Source organism: Paraburkholderia sp. BCC1876, from assembly GCF_902833695.1.
Lineage (GTDB): Bacteria > Pseudomonadota > Gammaproteobacteria > Burkholderiales > Burkholderiaceae > Paraburkholderia.
On sequence record NZ_CADFGI010000001.1, the window covers coordinates 535,826 to 560,139 of the forward strand.

Genomic DNA, 24,314 nt, shown 5'->3' on the forward strand with positions numbered 1-24,314 from the left:
CGCTTCGCGCCGGGTTTTCATTTCGTGCCGCAATCACTTCATTGCAATTGATTGCATCGACCGCCCGGCTCGCTCGCGCACACGGTCACCCGCCTCGCGTCCCCCCAGCAAACCCCGCGTAAACCTGCCAGACTGACCCGAAACCGCGCCTCTAGATATGGCACGCCACGCCCCCATCTAAGCCCCATGACTTCGGCAAAGACAAAGCCCACCGCCGCGCTAAACGCGGCTCGCCCATCCAAAGCGTCGCGCAAAGCGGCGGGCACAACCTCGGCCCAATCAACCACGTCCACCACGTCCACCGCCCTAACCCCCTTCCACCCCGCCGTCTCCAACTGGTTCAAAAAAACCTTCCCCGCGCCCACCGACGCCCAAACCGCCGCATGGCCGCAAATCCGCAGCGGCCGCTCCACGCTGGTCGCCGCTCCGACCGGCTCCGGCAAAACCCTCACCGCCTTCCTCTCCGCACTCGACGATCTGGTCCAGCAAGGCCTCGCCAACGGCGGCGCCCTGCCCGATGAAACGCTGGTGGTCTACATCTCGCCGCTGAAAGCCCTTTCCAACGACATCCGCATCAACCTGCAATCTCCATTGCAAGGCATCGCCGAAGAACTCGCCGCGCTCGGCCTGCCGCCGCTCGATATCCGCACCGCCGTGCGCACCGGCGACACCACGCAGCAAGAGCGCAACGCGCTAAAAAAACGCGCGCCGCACATCCTGGTGACCACACCCGAATCGCTCTACGTGCTGCTCGGCTCCGACTCCGGCCGCCGCATGCTCGCCACCGTGCGCACGGTCATCGTCGATGAAATTCACGCGCTCGCGGGCAGCAAGCGCGGCAGTCATCTCGCGCTCAGCCTCGAACGGCTCGACGCGTTGTGCCAGCGTCGCTTGCCGCGTATCGGCCTGTCGGCCACGCAAAAGCCGGTCAGCGCGGTCGCACGCTTTCTGGTGGGCGGCGCGAGTCTCGCGAGCAGCGAGTCCGCCGACTGCGCGATCATCGACGTCGGCCATATCCGCGCCCGCGATCTCGCGCTGGAAATCCCGCCGGTGCCGCTCGAAGCGGTCATGTCGAACGAAGTGTGGGAACGCGTCTACGACCGCCTCGCCGAACTGGTGGCGATGCACCGCACCACGCTGGTGTTCGTCAACACGCGCCGCATGGCCGAACGCGCCGCGCGTCATCTGACCGAGCGGCTGGGCAAGAACGCGGTCGCCGCACATCACGGCAGCCTCGCGAAAGAACATCGCTTCGACGCCGAGCAGCGCCTCAAACGCGGTGAATTGCGCGTGCTGATCGCAACGGCATCGCTGGAACTCGGCATCGATATCGGCGATGTCGAACTGGTCTGCCAGATGGGTTCGCCGCGCGCGATCGCGCCGTTCCTGCAACGCGTCGGACGCTCGGGCCATCAGGTCGGCGGCATGCCCAAAGGGCGGCTGTTTCCCGCCTCGCGCGACGATCTGATCGAATGCGCGGCGCTGCTCGATTGCGTGCAGCGCGGCGAACTCGACGCGCTGCGGATTCCGCGCGCGCCGCTCGACGTGCTCGCGCAGCAGATCGTCGCCGAAGTCTCCAGCGCCGAGTGGGACGAAGACGCGCTGTTCGACATGATGCGGCGCGCCGCGCCCTACGTGGATCTCGAACGCGAGCAGTACGACGCCGTGCTGCGCATGCTTGCCGAAGGCTACACGAGCCGCAACGGTCCGCGCGGCGCGTATATCCATCGCGATGTGGTGAGCGGCACGCTGCGCGGCCGGCGCGGCGGCAAGCTGGTGGCCGTGACCTCGGGCGGCACGATTCCCGAGAACGCCGACTACGCCGTCGTGCTCGAACCGCAGGCGATCAACATCGGCACGGTCAACGAAGACTTCGCGGTCGAAAGTCTGGCCGGCGACGTGTTCCAGCTCGGCAATGCGTCGTACCGGATTCTGCGGATCGAGAGCGGCCGCGTGCGGGTCGAGGACGCGCAAGGCCAGCCGCCGAATATTCCGTTCTGGCTCGGCGAAGCGCCGGGACGCAGCGACGAACTGTCGTTCGGCGTGGCGCGCTTAAGAGAGCAGATCGGGCATTTGCTCGAAGCGCAAACCGAAACCGAAACGCACCCCGCCCACCTCGACCACGCGATCGACTGGCTCATCGACACCCTCGGTCTCGACGAAGCCGCTGCGCGCCAGATCGTCGACTATCTCGCCCGCGCCCGCGCCGCGCTCGGCGTGCTGCCGACGCAAAACACGCTGGTCATGGAGCGTTTCTTCGACGAATCCGGTGGCACCCAACTCGTGATTCACGCGCCGTTCGGCAGCCGCGTGAACCGCGCGTGGGGACTCGCGCTGCGCAAGCGTTTTTGCCGGACCTTCAACTTCGAACTGCAAGCCGCCGCTACCGAGGACGCGATCGTCCTGTCGCTGACCGGCAGCCACTCGTTCGTGCTCGACGAAGTGTGGCGCTATCTGCATTCGAACAGCGCCGAACATCTGCTGATCCAGGCGCTGCTCGACGCGCCGCTGTTCGGCGTGCGCTGGCGCTGGAACGCGACCACCGCGCTCGGTTTGCCGCGTTACACCGGTGGCCGCAAAACCGCGCCGCAACTGCAGCGCATGCGCAGCGAAGACCTCCTCACAAGCGTGTTTCCGGAGCAGGCGGCGTGTCTGGAGAACGTCGTCGGCGAGCGCGAATTGCCGCGTCATCCGCTAGTCGACCAGACCGTCGACGACTGTCTGCACGACGCGATGGATAGTGACACCTGGCTGGCGCTGCTGCGCCGTATCGAACAGGGAGACGTGCAACTGGTGGCGCGTGATTTGCCGGCGCCATCGCCGCTGGCCGCCGAAATCCTGACCGCGAAACCGTACGCCTATCTGGACGACGCGCCGATCGAGGAACGCCGCACGCAGGCGGTGATGAATCGCCGCTGGACCGATCCCGCCAGCGCCGACGACCTTGGCGCACTCGACGCCGACGCGATCGACAGCGTGCGCGACGAAGCCTGGCCGCAGGCGCGCAACGCCGACGAGATGCACGAAGCGCTGACGGGCCTCGCCTGCATCACCGAGGCCGAAGCGCAGGCGCACGAAGACTGGCCCGCATGGCTCGCCGCGCTGGCCGGGTCGGGCCGCGCGACACGCCTGCAGGTCAGCGAAAAAGTCGCGCTGTGGCTGCCCGCCGAACGCCTCACCGGCTTCCAGGCGCTCTACCCTGACGTCCCGGCCGCTCGCTACGCGCCGCCGCTCGTCGCGCCCAAAGGCTACGCCGAAACCTGGACCGCCGACGACGCCCTGCTCGACGTCCTACGCGCGCGCCTGACCGGCTTCGGCCCGCTGCCGGTCGAAGCGATCGCGCAAGCGCTCACTTTGCCGGCGGCATCGGTCGAACCAACGCTGACGCGCCTTGAAGCGGAAGGCTACGTAATGCGCGGCCGCTTCACGCCGCACGCCGACGTGGAAGAATGGTGCGAACGCCATCTGCTCGCACGCATCCACCGCTACACGGTGAAACGCTTGCGTCGCGAAATCGAGCCGGTGGAACGGCGCGACTTCATGCGCTTTCTGTTCGCATGGCAGCACCTGACGCCCGACACACGCAGCGAGGGCCGCGACGCGCTCGCCGCGGTGCTCGACCAGATGGAAGGCTTCCAGGCCGCCGCGGGCGCGTGGGAAGACGACATCCTGCCGGCTCGCGTGAAGGCTTATTCGAACACTTCGCTCGACGAACTATGCCGGGCCGGCAAGATCGTCTGGACCCGTCTGAGCGACCGTGCGCGCAGTGGTGCCGGACCGGTTCGCAGCACACCGATCGTGCTGTTGCCGCGCGGCCAGGTGCGCATGTGGAACGCGTTGATCGATCCGTCGAAGCAAGCGGCGTTGTCGGCGCGCGCGCAAAGCGTCTACGACGCGCTGGCGCAACACGGCGCCATCTTCTTCGACGAACTGCTGACGGAAGTCCGCGTTTTGCGGATGGAACTGGAGAGCGCATTAGGCGAACTGGTGGCCGCCGGTCTCGTAAACTCGGACAGTTTCGCGGGCCTACGCGCGCTGCTGAAGCCCGTGGCCAAACGCAATGCGTTCACCAGCAACCGGCGCGCGAGGTCGAGCGCATTGATCGGAGGAATGGACGATGCGGGTCGTTGGGCGCTGGTCAGCCGCCCGGCGCCCGCCGCCGAGCCAGTGCCCACACCTGCACCCGAGCGGCGCAGGCAGTTGCCGCCCGACGTGCTCGAACACGTCGCCATGACGCTGCTGCGCCGCTATGGCGTCGTGTTCTGGCGTCTGCTCGAACGCGAGGCCGACTGGCTGCCGCCGTGGCGCGATCTGCTGCGCGTGCTGCAACGCCTCGAAGCGCGCGGCGTGATTCGCGGCGGACGCTTCGTCAACGGTCTAGCGGGCGAACAGTTTGCGTTGCCGGAAGCGATTCCCCTATTGCGAGAGGTTCGCCGCCATGCGAACGACAGTGCTTTTGTGTGCGTCGCCGGCACCGATCCGTTGAATCTGGCGGGCACCTTGCTTGTCGGCGAACGCGTGCCCGCCGTGGCCGGCAATCGGGTGCTGTATCGCGATGGCGTGGTGATCGCCACACTCGTGGCAGGGACTTTCTGGTTCGCGCCCACTGTGGAGGAAAACCCGGTCGAACGGGAGCGGGCACGCGGCTGGCTGGCAAAAAGGTTCCAGGGTTTGCACGCGGTTTGAACGCGAATTACACAGCGAATTACCCGGCTAATTACACAGTCGGGTCATTTAGAAGCACTAAAGCCGATTTTGAAGCAAGCCCTAAAGCTCCGGGCTGTCCTACCGTTAATGTTTATAAGCCCGAAGCGCAGCCGCTTAGCTACAATGGGTAGAGTCTTAAGTATGATGAAGACTGTCTGCCGCCTTCCGCCTTTACGGCGGCCAACGGCACACATCGCCCGGGGATCCCATGAACGACGACCAACACGAGCAGGTGCTTTTTGCCCAGTTCGGCACAAGCAGCCCATGCTGGCGTCTGTCGACCGACAGCAACGCGCTTGAACTCACGCCCGTTACCGGCGACGTACCCGCCAATGTCGCGATTCCGCTGAACCCTCAACAAGCTTCGCAGATTCGTTGCCTGACCGGCGTCACCTCGCATCTGATCTTCGACGTGCGCCTCTTCGGCGAACCGTTGCGTCTGCATCTGGTCGGCAAAAAACTCAACAGCAACACCTGGGCCGGCACCGCGTCCGCGTACGACGACACCGAATCGGTGGCGCGCGATCTGGTGCATGGTCTGTCGTTCGCCGAACAGGTCGTCTCCGAAGTGAATTCGGTCGTGGTGATCGTGGACCGGCATGGGCGAATACAACGCTTCAACCGGCTGGCCGAAGAACTCACCGGCGTCAAGGAAGAGAACATCATCGGCCGCAACGTGTGGGCGCTGTTCATGTCCACCGAAGACGGCGCCGCCTCCAGCCAGAACATTGCCGGCTTCTTCAATCGCGGCGTGTCGTATGAAGTCGAGCGGCGCATCAAGACCGTGCACGGTGAACGGCTCTTCCTGTTCCGCAATAAATTCGTCCAGAGCGGCAGCGGCGTCGAAGAGCAATTCCTGATCTGCTCGGGCACCGACATCACCGAAGAACGCCTCGCGCAGGAACGGCTCACCCTGCTGGCCAATACCGACGCGCTCACCGGCCTCGCCAACCGCAACGCGATCCAGGACAAGATCCGCGTCGCGATCGAAGAAGCCGCGCCCGGTGAAGCGGTCGGCGTGCTGTTCCTCGATCTCGACAACTTCAAGAAGGTCAACGACCACTACGGTCACGTGTTCGGCGACCGGCTGATCCGCGACGTGTCGTCGGCCATCAGCACCTGCCTGAACGAAGGCGACGTGCTCGCGCGACTCGGCGGCGACGAGTTCATCGTGCTCGCGGCCAAGGGCACTGCGCACGAACTCGAAGCCACCGCGCAGCGCATTCTCGAACGCATGCGCACGCCGTTCGCACTGGGCCTCGTGGAGGTCTACACCGGCTGCTCGATCGGCATTGCGTGCTATCCGGAACACGGCGACAGTCTCGAATCGCTGATCCGTTCGGCCGACACGGCCATGTACGTCGCCAAAGACGAAGGCAAGCGCACGCACCGCGTGTTCTCGCCGGACATGAACCGCCGGGTCGCCGAGTACATGTGGCTCGACACCAACCTGCGCCGCGGGCTCGACGAAGGCCAGCTAACGTTGCACTACCAGCCCAAGCTGTCGCTCGCCACTGGCACGGTGCAAGGTGCCGAAGCGCTGGTGCGCTGGAATTCGCCGGAGCGCGGGCAGATCATGCCGGCGGAGTTCATCCGCTATGCGGAGGAATCCGGTCTGATCGGCGTGCTCGGCCGCTGGGTCATGAACACCGCCGCGAAGCAGGCCGCCAGGTGGAAAGCGGACGGCTACAACCTGCGCATCGCGATCAACGTGTCGGCGCGGCAACTGGTCGATACGGCCGTGGTGCGTCATTTCACCGAGGCGCTGCAGAACGCCAGTCTCGACCCTTGCCTGATCGATCTCGAGCTCACCGAGAGCTGCCTGATCGAAGACGAAGCGGCCGCACTGGAGCTCATCAAACAGTTCCGCGTGCTCGGCGCGCAGGTGCATCTGGACGACTTCGGCACCGGCTACTCGTCGCTGTCGCAACTGGGCCGCATTCCGCTCGACCTGATCAAGCTCGACCGCAGCTTCGTACGCTCGATCAACGCCGACACCAAGGCGCAGGCGCTCGTGCGCTCCATGGTGGCGGTCGCGCAGGAGCTGGATCTGAAGGTGGTGGCCGAGGGGATCGAAACCGAATCGGAAGAACTGTTCATGAAGGGACTCGGCGTCGATTACGTGCAGGGCTTTTTGTACGGCCAGGCCATGCCGGCCGCTGAATTCGAACGCTGGTTGCAGGATAGACAGAAGCTCAGGCTGATTGCCTGAGCTTCCGCCCGCTCCGTAGAAAGTCCCATTGAGACCGCCCGTTGCGGTTCGAGGCGTTTGAATCAGCCGCGATTCACGCGAAGTTGGCCGCGCTGGTAGCCGCCTGGCGCATGTTAGACGTGCGGCGGTTTTGCAGCGTCACCAGCCGCTCCATGAAGGCGAGGTCCTTCTCCTCGATCGTGAAAGCAGCGTCCACCCAGTCTTCGGTAATTTCCATCAGTTCGGCACGCGACAATTGCAGCACGCGCTGGCGGGCCCGCAACATCGCGCGAATGCCGTTCATCTTCGGCTTGAGCGTATCGATAAACGTGCGCGTGGCGAGATAGGCGTCGCCGGGTTCGAACAACTGATCGACCAGCCCCTTGCCGTAGTGCCATTCCGCCGTATGCGATTCCCCCACGCCGATCAATTCCTCGGCGAGCCGCATGCCGGCCTTGCGCGCCACCAGCGAGTACCCGCCCATGCCCGGAAACAGATTGAACGCGATCTCCGGGAAGCCCATGCGCGCATCGTTCTGCGCCAGCAGGAAATGATGGGCGAGCGCCGCCTCGAAGCCGCCGCCGAGCGCCGTGCCCTCCACCATCGCGATCGAAATCGCGCCGGTGTCGAAGCCGCGCGCCGCGGCATGCACGCAATCCACACAGGCCCGCGCGTAGGCCATCAGCGCCTGGCGCTTGCCCGAACGAATCGTCTCGGCGAAGAAATCGAGATCGCCGCCGACGTTGTACATGGTCGGAATCAACGACCCGGTCACCCAGAAATCGATCTGCAGCCCCGACTCTCGCGCCGCCTGCGCGAGCCCCAGAATGTCATGCACCAGATCGAGGTTGAAACAGGGACGCGGTTGCGCTCGCAACATCATCCACATGATGTTGCGGCCTTCTTCATAGTAAGCGGAGATTTGCGACAGGTTGCCGGCTTCGATGAACGGACGGCAGGCGTGGTGGCTATGCAGATTCATTTTGAACGGTCCTTTAAGGTTAAACACTGGTAATGCAATGCGAGCCTAAAGCAGACCGGAATCGGATGGGAGCGGTGTAACCAACAGATGAATGCAAGCGCTTATCGAAGCCACGCCGGGCGGCGCTCCGGCGGCAGGCGGCCGTCTATTCGCACGATGCCGCGGACGCAAACGGTTGCGCACCGAAGATGGGCGAAATTAGCCCGCAAATGAGCATGCCGCCGCATGCAAAAAGCGGGCGGCGTAAATCCGAATTTTTTGCCGAATTGGAATGAAAAGGAAATAACGCGCGGTTAGGCAATGCAATCGAAAATACGTATTGCGGATGTATATTTTTTGAATGGTGGCCTGACAGACGGAATACCCAAATTGCATAGCGCGGGTCTTTCCCCGCGGCTATGCGAGTCGTGCCGGTCGGGTCTGACCGAGCGGCACGAACTCATGGACCTCCGGACCTACGAACTTACGGGCGCACGAACGTACGAACGCTCACGGCGCGGCGGCGATCACATCGGCCACCGCGGCGGTCAGCTTCTTGCCGTACGGCACATGCAGGAACTCGTTCGGCCCGTGCGCATTCGACTTCGGCCCCAGCACGCCGCACACCATGAACTGCGATTTCGGGAAGCCCGCCTTCAGCACGTTCATCAACGGAATCGTGCCGCCCTGCCCCATGTACGCGACGTCGGCGCCATAGTGTTGACGCGATGCGTCGTTGAGCGCGGTGGCGAGCCACGGTGCGAGATCGGGCGCGCTCCAGCCGCTCGCCGCGCCCGCGTCCGGCTTGAACGTCACCTTCGCGTTGTACGGCGGATCGACTTCGAGCAGCGCCTTCAGTTCGGCGACGGCCTTCTCCGCTTCGATCATCGGCGGCAGACGCAGCGACAGCTTGAACGCGGTGCGCGGACGCAGCACGTTGCCGGCATCGGCGAGCGCGGGCATGCCCGCCGCGCCGGTCACCGACAACGACGGACGCCACGTCGAATTGAGCAGCGCTTCCTGCGGATTGGTGGTGGTGGGCAGCACCTGGCGGCCGTTCTCGCCGCAGGCCCACGGCAGTTTCTTCCAGACGTCGTCGCCGAGAATATTCGCGGTCGCTTCCGCTTCGCGCAGGCGGTCGGCCGGAATCTGAACGTGGAAGCCCTTCGGCAGCAGCGTGCCGTTCGCGGAGTCTTCGAGACGGTCGAACAGTTGCCGCATGATGCGGAAGCTCGACGGCGCGATACCGCCGTAACCGCCCGAGTGAATGCCTTCGTCGAGCACCTGCACTTCGAGGTCGCCGGCCACGAGTCCGCGTAGCGACGTGGTGAGCCACAGTTGATCGTAGTTGCCCGCGCCCGAATCGAGACACACGACGAGCCCGACCTTGCCGAGTCGCTCGCGCAAGACGTCGACGTACGGCAGCAGATCGTAGCTGCCCGACTCCTCGCAGGTTTCGATCAGACCGACGCAACGCGGACGCTCGATACCTTGCGCGTCCAGCGCGGCGAGCGCGGTAATGCTGGCATAGATCGCGTAGCCGTCGTCGGCGCCGCCGCGGCCGTAGAGTTTGTCGTTCTCGAGCTTCGGCGTCCACGGACCAAGGTCGTTGCGCCAGCCGTCGAACTCGGGCTGCTTGTCGAGGTGACCGTACAGCACGATGGTTTCTTCGCTGCCCGAACGGGTCGCGGCCGTTTCGAAGAAGATCACCGGCGTGCGGCCCGGCAAGCGGATCACTTCGAGCTTCAGGCCGCGCACGGGTTGCTGTTCGGCCCATTGCGCGGCGTCGGTGATCACGCGTTCCAGATAGCCGTTCTTGACCCACTCGGGATCGAACGCCGGGCTCTTCGCCGGAATCGCAATGTAGTCCGTCAACGCCGGCACGATCTCATCGTTCCATTTACGGTCGACGAATTCGCGTAGCGTGTCGTGGTTGATGCGTTGGGTCTGCTGGGTCGTATCGTCGGAGATCATGGTGGCGTCCGTGTCGGCTCTGGTCGGTCGAAACGGACATGATAGTCCTGATGCCCGATGCGCTGAAGCCCTCGCCACCTGGCCCGGCCGCCAGCGGCCCGCGGCGACCGGTCGCTCGACACGAAAAATCGTTCCGCATGGACGCTGCGCAAAAGAAACAATCGCGCGACAATCGTGGTTTACGTTGCGTTTGAGGAGTGCCCCCATGGCGGGCAATGTCATCGTTCAGGCTGTGGCCGCCGTGCTCGCATTGGCGCTGTATTTTCTGCCGGCGATTCTGGCGGATCGTCGCAAGCGTCACGACGTGCTGACGCTGGCGCTCTTCAACGCGTGCCTGGGTTGGACCGGTTTCGGCTGGCTGCTTGCGCTTTACTGGTCGTTGCAACCGAACCCGCCGAAGAACGTCGCCGGCGAGGTGATCGAGACACGCAAGATCGTGCGGATGAAGGCATTTTCGACCGCGTTGCTGGTGCGCGTGCAACGACGCGCCACCGCACGGGATAGTTTGAAGAAGTAAGGCCGCGAAGCCGACCTGATTTGCCTGGCCGCGAGCGCTCAGGCGGCCCGGCGCCCCACCCGGCTCCATTGCACGGACCCGGCGGGGATGGAGCGCGGCTCGGCGCGCACGCTGGCCGGCGCGAACATCTCGCGGCGCAATTCGCCGTGTTCGTCGAACCACTCGCAGATCAGCCAGTCGCCGGGATTGAGCGCCACCGGTCCCGCATAGGTGACCGTCATGCGCGAGCCGCCGTCCTTCAACGTCACGACGTCGCCGACGTTGAAGCTCGCGGCTGGCGGTATCTGAAGTGCGTCAATGGTGGCGGTCAGCATATTCAATCCCCTGGAACTGTTGAGCGGCATTTAAGTCATTGCACCGGACTTTTCGACGTTGGAACTTCTGAGGGATGACTCTAAAAAGTGAACCCAGATTAACAATTGAATTTAATCCCGGCAAGCGCTTTTTATTGACATCGTTTTCAGCGGCACTGCAATAGGTTTGGCATAGCGGGCCAGCGCACAGAAAGCAGGGAAAACCCTTCAACACCAAGCCAGTCATGCCGCCCATGCGGCACCGCACGATCGCAAGAGTTACGGCTTTCGACTCGCTTTCCCAGTAGAAAATGCGAGTTGTATTTCGTCATATTTAATGCGCTTACATACCGTTATCCGGGTTTATTGTGATCCCCGTCAAACGCCGCAAACGGAATTACCTGTGAACGACGCGCTCACCGGCAAATAAGCTATGCCCGATATTACGGTTTGTTGAAAGTGCATAATAATTTCCGGCCAGCTTGCTGAAAACGATAACCGGCCCGCGATTTTCAAACCGGCTGTGTCGCGAGGCGCAGCGCATGTTGCTGATGCCGCACCAGCAGCACGCTCAAACCGATACATACGAACATCAGCAGCGCATTGATCGCGAGGCTGAACTGGAAGCCATGCGCGTACGCGGTGGCCGTCGAATGACCGCCGATCACACCAAAGAACGCGCCGCTGATCGCCGCCGTGCCGAACGCCGAGCCGATCTGCAAGGTCGACGAGACCACGCCCGACGCGAGCCCGGCCTTCTCCGGCGGCACTTCCAGCAGCACGATGCGCACAATCGACGGCAGCAGCAAACCGTTGCCGATGCCCGCGCACACCAGCCCCAGATAGAACGGCAGATCCGGCGTCACGGAGTGGGCGGAGGCCCAGCCGGTGATCGCGAAGCCGACGGTCATCATCGAGAAGCCGAGCGTCAGCACGTGACTGCCGATCCGCTTGACCACCATCGGCGACGTCAACGGTCCAGCGACGAAGCCCAGCGCGAACGGCATGATCGCCATGCCGGAGGCGAGCGGCGTCCAGTGCAGCCCCGTCTGCAGGAAGATCCCGTACGTCAGGAAAAACGCGCTGTTGCAATAGAACAGGAACGCGAGCACCAGACCCAGTGCGAAGGCCGGATTGCGGAACAATTGCAGATCCACCAGCGGATAACCGCCGCTGCGCTCCACCCGCCGCTCGGTCGTCACGAACAGCGCGAAGACCGGCACGGCGAGCGCGAACATCACGAAGGTCCACACCGGCCAGCCGGCTTCGCGGCCATGCGTCAACGGGTAAATGATCAGCAGCAGCACCGCGGAGAGCAACGCCACGCCCTTCAGGTCGATGCCCGCGCGGGTGGCCGGCTGATTTTCCGGCACGAACTTCCACGTGCCGATGAACGCCACGATGCCGATTGGAATGTTGATCAGAAAGATGATCCGCCAGTCGAGCCCGAACGGGTGATACGTGATCAGCGCCCCGCCGCCCAGTTGCCCGACGATCGACGACAGCCCGAACATGAAGCCATACAGGCTCATCACCTTGGTCTGCCGATGCAGCGGCACCACCGCGCGCACCGTCGCGAGTACCTGCGGCGCCATCACCGCGGCGGCGATGCCTTGCACGATCCGCGAAATCACCAGCATGTGGCCGCTGGTGGCGAAGCCGCACAGCGCGGAAGCGATCACGAAGGCCGCCATGCCCGTCATGAACATGCGACGGCGGCCATATAGATCGCCGAGCCGTCCCCCCGTGATCAGCAGCACCGCATACGACGACGCGTACGCGGACACCACAAGTTGCAACTGCGCGTTAGTGGCGTTCAGGCCGCTGTGAATCGACGGCAGCGCGAGATTGACGATGAAGTAGTCGAGCGGCGCGAGAAACGCGCCGACGAACAGCACGGCCAGCGCGAGCCCCTGCCGTTCACCGCGCGGCGCGGTTTGCTTCGGGGTCGCCGCCGCAGCGGACTTGATTGCTTCACAATTCATGACCGATCGTTCAAAAATTAGGCAAAAAAATTTAGACGAGCGCGCGCATCGCGACGTCCACGATTTTTATCAGCGCGTCTTCCTGATGGGCGACGCGGCCCATCACGCGCAACCCCTGCATGACGCACAGCAGGAAATCGCCGACGGCTTTTTCGTCGAGCGTGGCATTGAATCCGCCGCTCGCCTGGCCGCGAATCACCGACGCCGCGAGCAAGGTCGCCATGCGCCGCTGAATCGCGGCGACGCGGGTGCGCAGCTCGTCGTCGCCCGGTTGCATTTCGAGCGTGGTGTTGGTGATGAAGCAGCTACGTTCGCCGGTCAATGCGCAGGCAACCCGCGCGTAATGCAGCAACGCGTTGCGCAGCGCTTCCTCAGCCGGGACCGGCGCGTTCAGCCGCTCGGCGAGCCGCGCGACCGAACCTTCCGCGTAGTGATCCAGCGCGGCCAGCATGATGCCGTGCTTGTCGCCGAATACACCGTACAGGCTGCCGCGCAACAGGCCGGTCGCCTTGCACAGGTCGTCGATCGAAGTGGCGTGGTAGCCGTGGTTCCAGAACACCTGGCTCGCGCTCGCCAATACCGTGTTGGTATCGAACTCGCGCGGCCGGCCTCTTGGACACCCCGCACCTGCTTTCTTCGCCGATTGATTGGGAGAACCGGATTGCTTCATGGGATGGATATTATGACTACCCGTTCAAGAAAGCAAGGTCGAGTTTTCGTAGACCCACGGGCTGGCTCGCCGCTCAGCCCGGCTTTCGCCACTTCTGGTCCGCCGCCGTGAACAACTGATTCATCTCACTCCCGCTGGCCGCTTCTTTCGTGAAATCGAACGTGCCGTGCTCGCGCATCTCGTGCGCCGCGCGCTGGAATGCGCCCAACGCCGCGCGCGCCAACGATCCGCCGACGCTCACGCGACGCACGCCCAGCGCCCGCAATTCGTCGAAGCTGAGCACGACGCCTTGCAGGCCCATCAACACGTTGACCGGCCGGTCCAGCGCGCTGACCACCGTGGCGATTTCTTCGCGCGTCTTCAGACCGGGCGCGTACAACACGTCCGCGCCGGCTTCCTGATACGCCTGCAAACGGCGGATCGTATCGTCGAGATCGGGACGGCCGGTCAGATAGTTTTCGGCGCGTGCGGTCAGCGTGAACGGGAACGGCAGCGCGCGAGCGGCTTCGACCGCGGCGCGCACGCGCTCCACGGCGGCCTCGAACGAATAGATCGGGTCGTCGTCGCGGCCGGTCCAATCTTCGATCGAACCGCCGACGACCCCGGCCGCCGCCGCCTGGCGAATGGTTTCCGCGCAATCTTCGGGGGCGTCGCCGAAGCCGTTTTCCAGATCGGCGCTGACGGGCAAATCGGTAGCGCCGGCGATCTCGGCGAGGTGCAGCATCATCTGCGCGCGGCCGATCGCGTTATCCGGCAAACCGCGTGTGAACGCGTAGCCGGCGCTGCTGGTAGCGAGCGCTTTGAAGCCGGCCAGCGCGAGCAGTCGCGCGGTGCCGATGTCGTACGGATTGGGGATGATGAAGGCTTCGCCGGCGGCGTGATACGACTGGAATTGCCGTGCTTTGTCGGATTGCGTTGTCATTGACGGTTCCATGGAAGACCGCCAGCCCCGGCAGGTTGCCGCAGCGCAGCGGTGAATCGTTGAGGAGGCTTGCGAGCAACGAGAAAAGCCGGTGGCGGGGTCAGCCCGCGCACCGGCTTGCCGCATTATGACAGCGGGTTTGAAAGCGGCAACTCGCGATGCGGCTTGGGTTGGAACTCAGGTTTCAAGCCAGGTTGCGGCTTAGGTTTCCGCTCAGGTTGCGGCTCAGGTTTCGAGCTTCGCGTCCAGCGTGATGGTGGCGTTCAGGACCTTGGAAACCGGGCAACCCGCCTTGGCATCCGCCGTGGCTTTGTCGAAAGCGGCCTTGTCGCCGCCTGGAATCTTCACGGCCACATCGAGATGCACGGCGGTGATCGAGAAGCCGCCGCCGTCTTTATCCAGCGTGACGGTGGCCGTGGTGCCGATCCGTTCGGGCGTGATGCCGGCCTTGCCCAGTTCCGCCGATAGCGCCATCGAGAAACACCCCGCATGCGCAGCCGCGATCAGCTCTTCCGGATTCGTGCCGATGCCGTCCGCGAAGCGGGTCGCAAACGAGTACTGGGTTTCCTTGAGGACGCCGCTGTCGGTGGAAATCGAGCCCTTACCGTCTTGCAGGCCGCCTTGCCAGACTGCTGATGCTTTGCGCTTCATCGCTTTCTCCTGTCGACCAGAGTTGGCGCTTTAGCGCTTACTCTGGTCCCATGCAACGAAGTTGCGCTCAACCAGCGTTAGCGCTTCAGCGCTCACTCTGGTCCCACGCAACGCAGTTGCGAGTTGTACCCTCTCGGGCGGAAATCGAACTTCATCATAGGCGCTTCCGTGTGCTAACGCCGTGACGGTGCCATAAACGTCCAGCACGGAACCCACCTCAGCAACCATATCAATATCAGTAACAATCTTTCTCTGGAACACGGCTTTTTCACGGACCTTGCAAGAAATAGACTGATTTCAACAGATCGGGACACAGCATTCCACCCGGTCTCTCCAACAATCGAATACCGGAGGTCATCATGAAATCGCTTATTTCCGCTGTGGTCGTTGCATCCGCTCTCCTCGTTCCGGCCGTGTCGTTTGCGCAGCAGACGAATGGCCCGGTGACGCGCGCCAAGGTTCGCGCCGAACTGGTTGCCGCGCAGCAAGCGGGGCTCCTGAACCAGAACGACACCACCTATCCGAAGACCGTGCCGCAAAACGCGGTCCCGGTCGCAGTCGCTGAACAAGGTTCGCAGGATGTGGGCGGGACGAGCGCCGGGTCGTCGGCGGCTGGCGCGCCGACGTCGGTGCAGCAACGCCTGTTCTCGACGTATCGCGGGCAGTAAGAAGCTCGCAGTTCAGGCGGCAACGAAGGGGTCTGGCTGTAGCAGTAAAAAAGCGCTGAGGTGGCGAATTAGCTCGCCACCTCAGCGCTTTTTGTTTGCAGCGCAAAGATCGAATGCGCCTGGTTCAGAACGCCGTTATTCGTCGAACGGCAAACTCTCCTGCCCCACCGCCCGCATGCCGAACACGTTCAACGTCATCGCCACCAGCGCGTAGTAGCCGAGCAAGCCGACCAGGTTGATCACCACCTGATGCCCGAAGCGCTCGACCGCCTTCGCATAGGTCGCGTCCGACACGCGTTTCGTGTCGTACAGCTCGCTCGCGAAATCGTGGATCAGCGCGTCGTCGGCGTCCACGAAATCTGGACGATGACCTTGGCGGATCGTCTCGGCATCCGCGGCCGGCACGCCCGCTTCCAACGCGATCGGATAGTGGATGGTCCACTCCGCCTGCGCCTGCCAGCGCGCGGCAGTCACCAGAATCGCCAGCTCCGAGAGGCGCAGCGGCAACCCCGTCCGGTAGCGGCAGAACGCACCCAGGCGCTGCGCCTGCTGCGCCAGTTCGGGACTATGAATCCAGCCGAGAAACGGCCCGTTCAGATTGCCGCGCGGACCGGACAGGATTTCGTCCAGCACAGCCTTCTGTTCGGGGGTGGCGTCGGACGGGTCGAAGTGAGGCAAACGCTCGGTCATCATCGGTCTCGCAGGTCGCGTGGCGTGGTCGGAAAGGTGAATGAGAAGTCGCTCGGCATCACACGGCGGCCAATGCGCCGCTAATCGCGTCGCTCAGCCGCCCGACGATCTCGTCGATGTCGCGTACCGTGCAGATGAACGGCGGCGCCAGCAGCACATGATCGCCGATCTTGCCGTCGACCGTGCCGCCCATCGGATACACCATCAAGCCGCGCGCGAACGCTTCGCGCCGGATCGCCGCGTGCAGTTTCATGCCGGCATCGAACGGCGTTTTGCTCGCGCGGTCCCTGACCAGTTCGACACCGACGAACAGCCCGCGTCCGCGCACATCGCCGATATGCGGATGCTGCGCGTAGTGCTCGCGCAAGCGGCCGCGCAACTGTTCGCCGCGCGCCAGCACGTTCGGCAGCAGGTGTTCGTCGACGATCACGCGCTGCACTTCGAGCGCGGCGGCGCAGGCGGTCGCGTGGCCGATATAGGTGTGCCCGTGCTGAAAAAAGCCCGATCCGCCGACGATCGTCTGATAGACACGATCGCTCACCAGGGTCGCGCCAATCGGCTGATACCCCGCGCCGAGGCCCTTGGCGATGGTCAGCAGATCCGGCGCCACGCCGTCTTCCTCGCAGGCGTACAGATAGCCGGTACGGCCCATGCCCGACATGATCTCGTCAAGTATCAGCAACACGCCGTAGCGGTCGCACACCGCGCGAATCTTGCGGAAATACCCGCGCACCGGCGGCACCGCGCCGGCCGTTGCGCCCACCACCGTTTCCGCGACGAACGCCGCCACCGAATCCGCGCCGAGTTCGAGGATCTTCTGCTCGAGTTCATCGGCGAGACGTTGCGCGAAGGCCTCTTCGGTTTCGTCGGCGTGTTGCTCGCGATACGCGTAACACGGGCTGACGTGATGCGCCTCGATCAGGATCGGCAGGAACGGCTCGCGGCGCCACGCATTGCCGCCAATCGCCAGCGCGCCCAGCGTATTGCCGTGATAACTCTGCCGGCGCGCAATGAAATGCCGACGCTGCGGCTCGCCCTTCTCGACGAAATACTGACGCGCCAGTTTCAGCGCGGCCTCGATCGCCTCGGAGCCGCCCGACACGAAGTACACGTGCTCGAGCCCGGCGGGCGCGCTCGCGACCAGACGGTCGGCGAGTTCCTCGGCGGCCTCGGTCGTGAAGAACGACGTGTGCGCGTACGGCAACTGCTGCGACTGCCGTTTGATCGCGTCGATCACGCGCTGGTTGCTGTGGCCGAGACACGACACGGCGGCGCCGCCGGACGCGTCGATATAGCGCTTGCCGGTGGAGTCGATGATTTCGATGCCGTCGCCCGCGACGGCAACCGGCAGCGACTGCTTCGGCGAACGATGGAAGACGGTGGACATGGTGGTCGGTTTCCTGGCAAATCCTGCTTTCACAGCACGGCTAGCACTGATTCAACAATCGATCCGCATTTATACGATATTACAACATTTGTTGTCAACTAGCATGAGCGTGAACCACCCGGAGCCATGCTGCTCCGGGTGGTTTTTACCTCAATTCAAACGGACATTTTCAAGGGACGTACGCGCCCTTGGCGTGCAACGACTGCTCGGCGATGGCGAGCTGCTCGACCGCGTCTGCGCCTTCCAGCGCCAGCAGATGCGCGACCAGCGATTCGGTAATCGCGGTCGCCGCCACCAGCGACGGAAAGAACGACGGGCTCTCGTGCGAAAAGATCAGCACCTTGTCGGCATTCAACGCGATCGGCGAGACCGCGCTGTCGGTAATGGCGATCAGCTTGCTGCCTTTTTCCTGCGCGGCTTCGGCCACGCGTGCCGCCTCCACCGAATACGGCGCAAAACTGACGACGACGGTCGCACTATCGCGCTCGACCGAACGCAACTGCATTTCCAGCGTGCCCGCTTCGCCGTTGATCAGCGACACGGACGACCGGAACAGCCGATACTCGTAGACGAACCCGAAAGCCACCGCATAACAGGAACGGAAACCGGCCACATGCACATGCGGCGCGCGCCGTAACAGGCGCGCCGCCTCCACGATCGCGCGACCGTTGTGCGCGGCGGTGACCGCGAGATTGTGCTGTTGCGCGGCCAGCAGATCGATAGCCAGCGCGTCTTTCGATTTGACCAGCGAGCGGGCGCGGCTGGTCAGGGCTTCGGGCCGCGTGCGCACGCGCGCGACGAACAGGTTGCGCAATTCGTTCCAGCCGGGGAAACCGAGTTGCTGCGACAGGCGCACCAGCGAAGCCGGTTGCACCTGCGCACGCTCGGCCACTTTGCGCATGGACGAGACCGCGACCTCGTCGGGATGATCGAGCAGGAAACCCGCTCCCATCTGGAACTGCGGACTCAGTTCGGAAAAGCGCGCCCTGATCAGGGCGGCGAGCTGGTCGAAACTGTCTGGCATGCGGATGTACCGGGCGAACGGCCGATGAGGATGACAACAAATGTTACCACCCGGCACATCGCATCCAACATTAGTGACAACACGGTTTTACCGCCGATTTACAACAGCGCCACCACCCGCACATCGCCCTGCTCGGCCGACGCAACCACCTTCTCGCCAATGCGGCGGAACGTGATCGACACCGACGAATCGCCGACCCGCAGATCGCCGACTTCGAGCCAGTCGATGCCTTCGGGCAGCATCGGCTGTTCGATCAGCACTTCGCGGCGCTCGGCGTCGATCGTGATGCCCAGACACGCTTCGAGCATCATGAACGGCGAGCCCGCTGCCCAGGCTTGCGGCAGACACGCGACCGGATACGCGGTAGGCGGCTCGCCGCGTCGCCGCGGAAAACCGCAGAACAGCTCGGGCAAACGCATGTCGAAATTCACCGCCGCCTGGAACAGCGCCTGCAGAAGCCGAACGGCGGCCGCTTTACCGCCATAGCGCGACAGACCGCGCGCGCACAGCGCGTTGTCGTGCGGCCAGACCGAGCCGTTGTGATACGCCATCGGGTTGAAGCGCGCCTGGCTCGCGGCCAGCGTGCGCACGCCCCAGCCGGTATGAAACAGCGTGGAGTCGAGCGCGCGCACCACCGCTTCGCCGCGCTCGCGCGCAGGCAACCCGAAGGCCAGCAGATGGCCCGCGTTCGACGCCATCACGCGGCACAGTTCGCCGTGACCGTCGAGCGCGATGCCGTAGAAGCCGGACTCTTCCATCCAGTACTTTTCTTCCACGCACTGACGGATTTTTTTCGCGCGTTCGCTGTAGTGCTCGGCCGGTTCGTGCAGGCCGCGCAGCTTCGCGAAGTGCGCCATCGTGTCGAACGCGGCGCTCGCGTAGGCCTGCACTTCGACGAGCGCGATCGGGCCGTCGGGAAAGCGGCCGTCGGCATGAAACACCGAGTCGTGGCTGTCTTTCCAACCTTGATTCGCCAGACCGCCGTCCGACTCGCGCTGATAGTCGAGCAAGCCGAAACGGTTCTTGTCGCACACGCCCGCGACCCATTGCGCCGCGCGTTCCAGCGCCGGCCACAATTCGTCGATCAGCGCGAGGTCGCCCGTGCGTGCCGCGTAGGCGCCGGCCAGCACGATAAACAGCGGCGTGGTGTCGACGCCGCCGTAGTACAACGCGAACGGCACTTCGCCCGTGGCGGCCATTTCGCCCTTGCGCATTTCGTGCATGATCTTGCCGGGCGCGGCGTCGCGGAACGGCGAGTTTTCACGCGCCTGATGCTCGGCGAGAAAACGCAACACACCGGCCGCCAGTTGCGGCTGCAACCACAACGTCTGCAGCGACGTGATCACGGCGTCGCGACCGAACGGCGTGGAGAACCACGGAATGCCGGCATACGGATACGGACCGGTGGCGAGGTCCGTGGTCAGTAGACCCAGGTCGGCGAGCGAACGGTCGATCCATGCGTTGAACAGCGGATTGCTCGAACGTACCCTCGCGGTCACGCGACGGCGCTCGCGCATCACGAGGTGGGCGTCGACCAGCGCGGCGCGCACCGCGGCGCGGCCGACGCGCGGACGCTCCGCGTCGATCTGCGACATGTGCGCTTCACTCTGCGCGTGAGTGGGCTGGGAGACTTCGGCGGCGGGCTTGCCCGCTTGCGGCACGACCTGCACCGCCACCGACAGATAAATCGACACGCACGCCTGCGCCGGCAGCTTGACGGTGTAATCGGCACGGTCGGCGAACAGCTTGTCCGGTTCCGGCGAGAACGCGATCTGCACGTTGCGCGCCACGTCGTCGAGACCCAGATAGCCGAGCAGCACCTCGCGGTTTTCAATCCGTGCGGGTTCGATGCGGCCTTGCTTGTCGCGCTTCAGGCCGCGCACTTCGAACATGTCGCGGAAGTCGCTGGCGAACGAAATGGACAGCGGCACGGTGGCGTCGCTGGTGCCGTAATTGGTGAGTTCGATCGCTTCGTTGAGCACGGTGCCCGACAGCACCCGCACGCGCTCGACGTGGATCACGCCCTCCGGTGTACTGTCGCCGCCGAGCGGCGGCAGCGGACGATTGGTCAGATGCGCGGTAAACGACGTGTTGTCGCTGCTGACACTGCCCGACAAGAGCGACGGCGCGCGGCCGCCGAAAGTCAGCCGCAGTTGCGACAGCACCCGCGTGTCGTTGACGAACAGGCCGTCGTCGTGGCCCGTGATATCGCCGAGCGGATCGTTGACGATGAAGGTGTCGCCGGACTTCAGCACATGCTGGGCGGCGCTCGCGACGTTGAGATTTTCCGTCGGGATGAATGCGCCGTCCGGCTCGGGTTCGTGATGATCGATTCCGCCCGAAAGGCCGCCGAGGGCTTCTGGCTGCTGCATCAGAGTCACTCCTATGGGTTCGCTTGTGCGTTCATGGTGCGTTCGGTGTCCCATCCGGTTGCTACTGGGACCAGCCCGGTCGCTTCCGATTGTAGAGGGTCTACCCGCGTCAGACGAACTTATCACGGCGGAGTTTCGGATTTTTTTCCGTGGCACAGGACGTGCAGGGTTTTCGCGGCGGCGGCGGCAACGACGCAACGCAGCGCCGGCAGCGGCCATAAAAAAAGGCGCGATCGCTCGCGCCTTTCATCGGCTTACTTCCGGTGAACGGAAGTAAATTGTTTCAGCCAATCGTCATGCACCACACGATTGCTTTACCGCTGTGCCAGCGGCTTCGCTTCACGTTGCGTCTCGCCCACGAAGAGCTGACGCGGACGACCGATCTTCTGTTCCGGATCGGCGATCATTTCGTTCCACTGCGCAATCCAGCCGACCGTACGCGCCATCGCGAAGATGCACGTGAACATCGCGGTCGGAATACCCAGCGCGCGCTGCACGATACCCGAGTAAAAGTCGACGTTCGGGTACAGCTTGCGCGACACGAAGTAGTCGTCTTCCAAGGCGATCTTTTCCAGCGCCATGGCCAGCTTGAACAGCGGGTCGTCGTGCAGGCCCAGTTCTTCCAGCACTTCATAGCAGGTTTCGCGCATCAGCTTGGCGCGCGGATCGTAGTTCTTGTAGACGCGGTGACCGAAACCCATCAGCTTCACGCCGGAGTTCTTGTCCTTCACCTTCGCGATGAATTCGGGGATGTTCTCGACCGAGCCGATTTCCTCCAGCATGTTCAGCGCGGCTTCGTTCGCGCCGCCGTGTGCCGGCCCCCACAAACACGCGATACCGGCCGCGATACACGCGAACGGATTCGCGCCCGACGAACCAGCCAGACGCACGGTCGAGGTCGACGCGTTCTGTTCGTGGTCCGCGTGGAGGATCAGGATACGGTCGAGCGCGCGCACCAGCACGTCGTTGACTTCGTACTCTTCGGCCGGATTGGCGAACATCATGCGCATGAAATTCGCGCTGTACGAAAGCTCGTTCTTCGGATAAACGAACGGCTGACCGACGGTGTACTTGTACGCCATCGCCACCAGCGTGGGCAGCTTCGCGATCATGCGAACCGCGGAAATGTCACGATGCAGCGGATTGTTGATGTCGAGCGAGTCGTGATAGAACGCCGACAGCGCGCCGACGGCCGCTACCAGAATCGCCATCGGGTGCGCGTCGCGACGGAAGCCGCGGAAGAAGAAATGCATCTGGTCATGCACCATCGTGTGCTGCGTGACGGTCTCGACGAACTCTTCCTTCTGCTGCGCGGTGGGCAATTCGCCTTTCAGCAGCAGATAACAGGTTTCGAGGAAGTCGGCGTTTTGCGCCAGATTGTCGATCGGATAACCGCGATACAGCAGCTCGCCCTTGTCACCGTCGATATACGTGATTTCCGAATTGCAGGCCGCCGTCGACATGAAGCCCGGGTCGTACGTGAACTTGCCGGTCTGGCCGTAAAGCTTGCGAATGTCGATTACGTCCGGCCCGAGCGAGCCTTGATAGATCGGCAGATCGATAGTCTGGTCGCTGTCGGAAAAGCTCAGCGTTGCGTGTGTCTTCGAGTTCATCTACACGTTCCTTTTACTGTCACATCGCACACGTGCCGGCATGCTCGATCGTCACAGCGTGCTATGACCGGGTTGGCATGCTCAGGCTCCGCTTCGCATTCTAAGGTCCAGAGGGGCCTTCATTGCGACGATTGGCCGCAACAATCCATCTCGACTGGCGCAACATTCGTTGCCGCGGACGGCGCTGAAACGCACGCCGGCTGGCTGCGCGCAAACGCGTCGTGCAACTATTTACAAGCGCCGCTGAAATGAAAGCTAGCGCGCTCGTTGCAACAATGTTTTGCGGTAGTCAAGCTGCGCGGGCGGAATCCATCTGCGATACTGGCTTCGTGTTTTGCTTCCCCTGCGAACACATGCTGTCTTTGGCCCGCCGGTTGACGGCGGGCCTTTTTAATCGGCCAGAACAAAGGAAGGACCCGATGAACGCCTCTCTCGAAACGCTGTTTCCGGACCATGTCCACAACGAAGACAACATCGTCACTGCGCTGAATCATCAGGACATCGTGGTCGCGTTGTCAGCAGCGCTGAAGACGCAAGATGTAGCGGTACTGCACATGCTCTACCCGCGCACCGACGCACGTACCCATCGCAGCCTCGACGCGCTCGTCGACGTGTTGCACGGTCACGGCCTGCACGAAGTCGCGGATCTGATCGCGCAGGAAGCGCACTATCTGCTGTTCAAAGACCCGGTGAAAGCGTGGAAAGCGTTCCACGAAATCCGCAACGACTCGCTCGCGATCGGCGTGCATCTGTACTACCACGGTCTGGTTGGCGAAGCGGCGGAACTCGCGCTCGACAAAGACGCCCATCGCAAAGCTTGAGTTTTTTGCAGGCTTGCCGCGCGTTCAACCCGCGTTGATCGCGCCGATAAACTCGTGCACATAGCGATTGAACGCGGACGGATGCGCCAGGTTCATCCCATGCGACGCGCCGCGCACCGTCTCGCGGCGCGCATTCGGCAACCATTCCTGTAATGCGTCGGCGGCCCGGCGGAACATCAGCGGGCTCTTTTCGCCGTCGATCAGCAAGACCGGGCAGCGAATTTCAGTGGCTTCGTCGCGCACATACGCCGGCAACGGATCGCGGAATTGACGCGCGAGCGTGTGCGCGTTGTCGGTCGCCATCTGCCGGAAACCCGGCGTGCTCATCGCCCAGAAGCCAGGTCGGCTCACCGAGTCGACGAACAGTTGCAAGCCGGCTTCCACTTCCCCCGTTTCAATCAATTGCGCGGCTTTGGCGCGTAACGCGTTGACCGTTTCCGGCAAGCTCGCGGGTGGACGCCCGGCAATCTGCAGCGGACCGCCCGGATCGGCGAGCGTCAAAGTGCGCACTCGCCCAGGGTGACGTCGCGCGAAATGATAGGCCACGCAGCCGCCGCGCGAATGCCCCACCACGTGCGCGGGCCCCATGCCGAAACGGTCGATGAATTCAGCGACTTCGTCCGCATGTTCGCTCCAGCTGAACGGCAAGTCGGGTTCGGTATCGGTCACTGGCCAGTAATGCGTGAGACTCACCGCGACGCAGCGGTAATGCTTCGACAGTCCCGCGAGTTGCGGTTGCCAGTAACGGAGATCGCACAGCGAGCCATGCACGAACAGCAGCAACTCGCCTTCGCCGGCTTCGACGTAAGGCATGCGCAAACCGCTTTGGAGTTCGACAAAGGAAGACGACGACGGGGACGAAGCGGAA

At 63.5% G+C, this 24,314-nt stretch carries 18 protein-coding genes; 5 read left to right on the forward strand and 13 right to left on the reverse strand.

The window, feature by feature from the left end:
* Positions 1-186 precede the first annotated feature (186 nt).
* A complete protein-coding gene (locus HWY05_RS02250; protein WP_176057257.1) occupies positions 187-4,686 on the forward strand; it encodes a DEAD/DEAH box helicase in 4,500 nt (1,499 codons plus the stop codon).
* A 229-nt stretch (positions 4,687-4,915) separates the two neighbouring features.
* A complete protein-coding gene (gene pdeR / locus HWY05_RS02255) occupies positions 4,916-6,919 on the forward strand; it encodes a cyclic di-GMP phosphodiesterase (protein ID WP_035557874.1) in 2,004 nt (667 codons plus the stop codon).
* Positions 6,920-6,992: 73 nt separating this feature from the next.
* Here the strand turns inward: pdeR and HWY05_RS02260 are convergent, their stop codons facing one another.
* Together HWY05_RS02260 and HWY05_RS02265 are read right to left on the reverse strand one after the other, a co-directional pair.
* Entirely contained in the window at positions 6,993-7,880 is an 888-nt protein-coding gene (locus tag HWY05_RS02260; RefSeq protein WP_035557877.1) for a crotonase/enoyl-CoA hydratase family protein, read from the reverse strand.
* 489 nt (positions 7,881-8,369) lie between these two features.
* On the reverse strand, positions 8,370-9,833 hold the full coding sequence (locus HWY05_RS02265; protein ID WP_176057258.1) for a M20 family metallopeptidase: 1,464 nt from the start codon (positions 9,831-9,833) through the stop codon (positions 8,370-8,372).
* Between the two features lie 205 nt (positions 9,834-10,038).
* On the opposite strand from HWY05_RS02265, the gene HWY05_RS02270 reads away from it, so the two are divergent.
* Positions 10,039-10,350, forward strand: coding sequence for a superinfection immunity protein (locus tag HWY05_RS02270; protein ID WP_176057259.1), 312 nt, complete (start codon positions 10,039-10,041; stop codon positions 10,348-10,350).
* A gap of 38 nt (positions 10,351-10,388) precedes the next feature.
* On the opposite strand, the gene HWY05_RS02275 is transcribed toward HWY05_RS02270, so the two are convergent.
* The 5 genes from HWY05_RS02275 to HWY05_RS02295 form a co-directional block, all read right to left on the reverse strand.
* Complete coding sequence (locus tag HWY05_RS02275; protein WP_035557884.1) at positions 10,389-10,664, reverse strand: YodC family protein; 276 nt, start codon at positions 10,662-10,664, stop codon at positions 10,389-10,391.
* 491 nt (positions 10,665-11,155) lie between these two features.
* Complete coding sequence (locus tag HWY05_RS02280) at positions 11,156-12,628, reverse strand: MFS transporter (RefSeq protein WP_081936210.1); 1,473 nt, start codon at positions 12,626-12,628, stop codon at positions 11,156-11,158.
* A gap of 31 nt (positions 12,629-12,659) precedes the next feature.
* Positions 12,660-13,298 carry a TetR/AcrR family transcriptional regulator gene (locus HWY05_RS02285; protein WP_035557886.1) on the reverse strand — a complete coding sequence of 213 codons (639 nt, stop codon included), beginning with the start codon at positions 13,296-13,298 and terminating at the stop codon, positions 12,660-12,662.
* Positions 13,299-13,371: 73 nt separating this feature from the next.
* The gene (locus tag HWY05_RS02290; RefSeq protein ID WP_176057260.1) at positions 13,372-14,220 is read right to left on the reverse strand and encodes an isocitrate lyase/phosphoenolpyruvate mutase family protein; all 849 of its coding nucleotides are present in this window, start codon (positions 14,218-14,220) and stop codon (positions 13,372-13,374) included.
* 225 nt (positions 14,221-14,445) lie between these two features.
* Positions 14,446-14,871 (reverse strand): OsmC family protein, encoded by a 426-nt coding sequence (locus HWY05_RS02295; RefSeq protein WP_176057261.1) that lies wholly within the window; start codon positions 14,869-14,871, stop codon positions 14,446-14,448.
* A gap of 359 nt (positions 14,872-15,230) precedes the next feature.
* On the opposite strand from HWY05_RS02295, the gene HWY05_RS02300 reads away from it, so the two are divergent.
* Positions 15,231-15,539 (forward strand): DUF4148 domain-containing protein, encoded by a 309-nt coding sequence (locus HWY05_RS02300; RefSeq protein ID WP_176057262.1) that lies wholly within the window; start codon positions 15,231-15,233, stop codon positions 15,537-15,539.
* Between the two features lie 135 nt (positions 15,540-15,674).
* Here the strand turns inward: HWY05_RS02300 and HWY05_RS02305 are convergent, their stop codons facing one another.
* The 5 genes from HWY05_RS02305 to gltA all read right to left on the reverse strand — a co-directional run bounded on the left by HWY05_RS02305 (position 15,675) and on the right by gltA (position 22,625).
* Entirely contained in the window at positions 15,675-16,229 is a 555-nt protein-coding gene (locus HWY05_RS02305) for a carboxymuconolactone decarboxylase family protein (protein WP_176057770.1), read from the reverse strand.
* Positions 16,230-16,287: 58 nt separating this feature from the next.
* Complete coding sequence (locus HWY05_RS02310; protein ID WP_176057263.1) at positions 16,288-17,616, reverse strand: aspartate aminotransferase family protein; 1,329 nt, start codon at positions 17,614-17,616, stop codon at positions 16,288-16,290.
* 169 nt (positions 17,617-17,785) lie between these two features.
* Positions 17,786-18,640 (reverse strand): MurR/RpiR family transcriptional regulator, encoded by an 855-nt coding sequence (locus HWY05_RS02315; RefSeq protein ID WP_176057264.1) that lies wholly within the window; start codon positions 18,638-18,640, stop codon positions 17,786-17,788.
* Between the two features lie 98 nt (positions 18,641-18,738).
* Complete coding sequence (locus tag HWY05_RS02320; protein WP_035557902.1) at positions 18,739-21,012, reverse strand: amylo-alpha-1,6-glucosidase; 2,274 nt, start codon at positions 21,010-21,012, stop codon at positions 18,739-18,741.
* 314 nt (positions 21,013-21,326) lie between these two features.
* Positions 21,327-22,625, reverse strand: a complete 1,299-nt coding sequence (gltA, locus tag HWY05_RS02325) for a citrate synthase (protein ID WP_035557905.1) — start codon at positions 22,623-22,625, stop codon at positions 21,327-21,329.
* 419 nt (positions 22,626-23,044) lie between these two features.
* On the opposite strand from gltA, the gene HWY05_RS02330 reads away from it, so the two are divergent.
* Positions 23,045-23,446: a hypothetical protein gene (locus HWY05_RS02330; RefSeq protein ID WP_035557907.1), complete on the forward strand. Its 402-nt coding sequence runs from the start codon at positions 23,045-23,047 to the stop codon at positions 23,444-23,446.
* A gap of 24 nt (positions 23,447-23,470) precedes the next feature.
* Here the strand turns inward: HWY05_RS02330 and HWY05_RS02335 are convergent, their stop codons facing one another.
* Positions 23,471-24,259, reverse strand: coding sequence for an alpha/beta hydrolase (locus HWY05_RS02335; protein ID WP_176057265.1), 789 nt, complete (start codon positions 24,257-24,259; stop codon positions 23,471-23,473).
* Positions 24,260-24,314 lie beyond the last annotated feature (55 nt).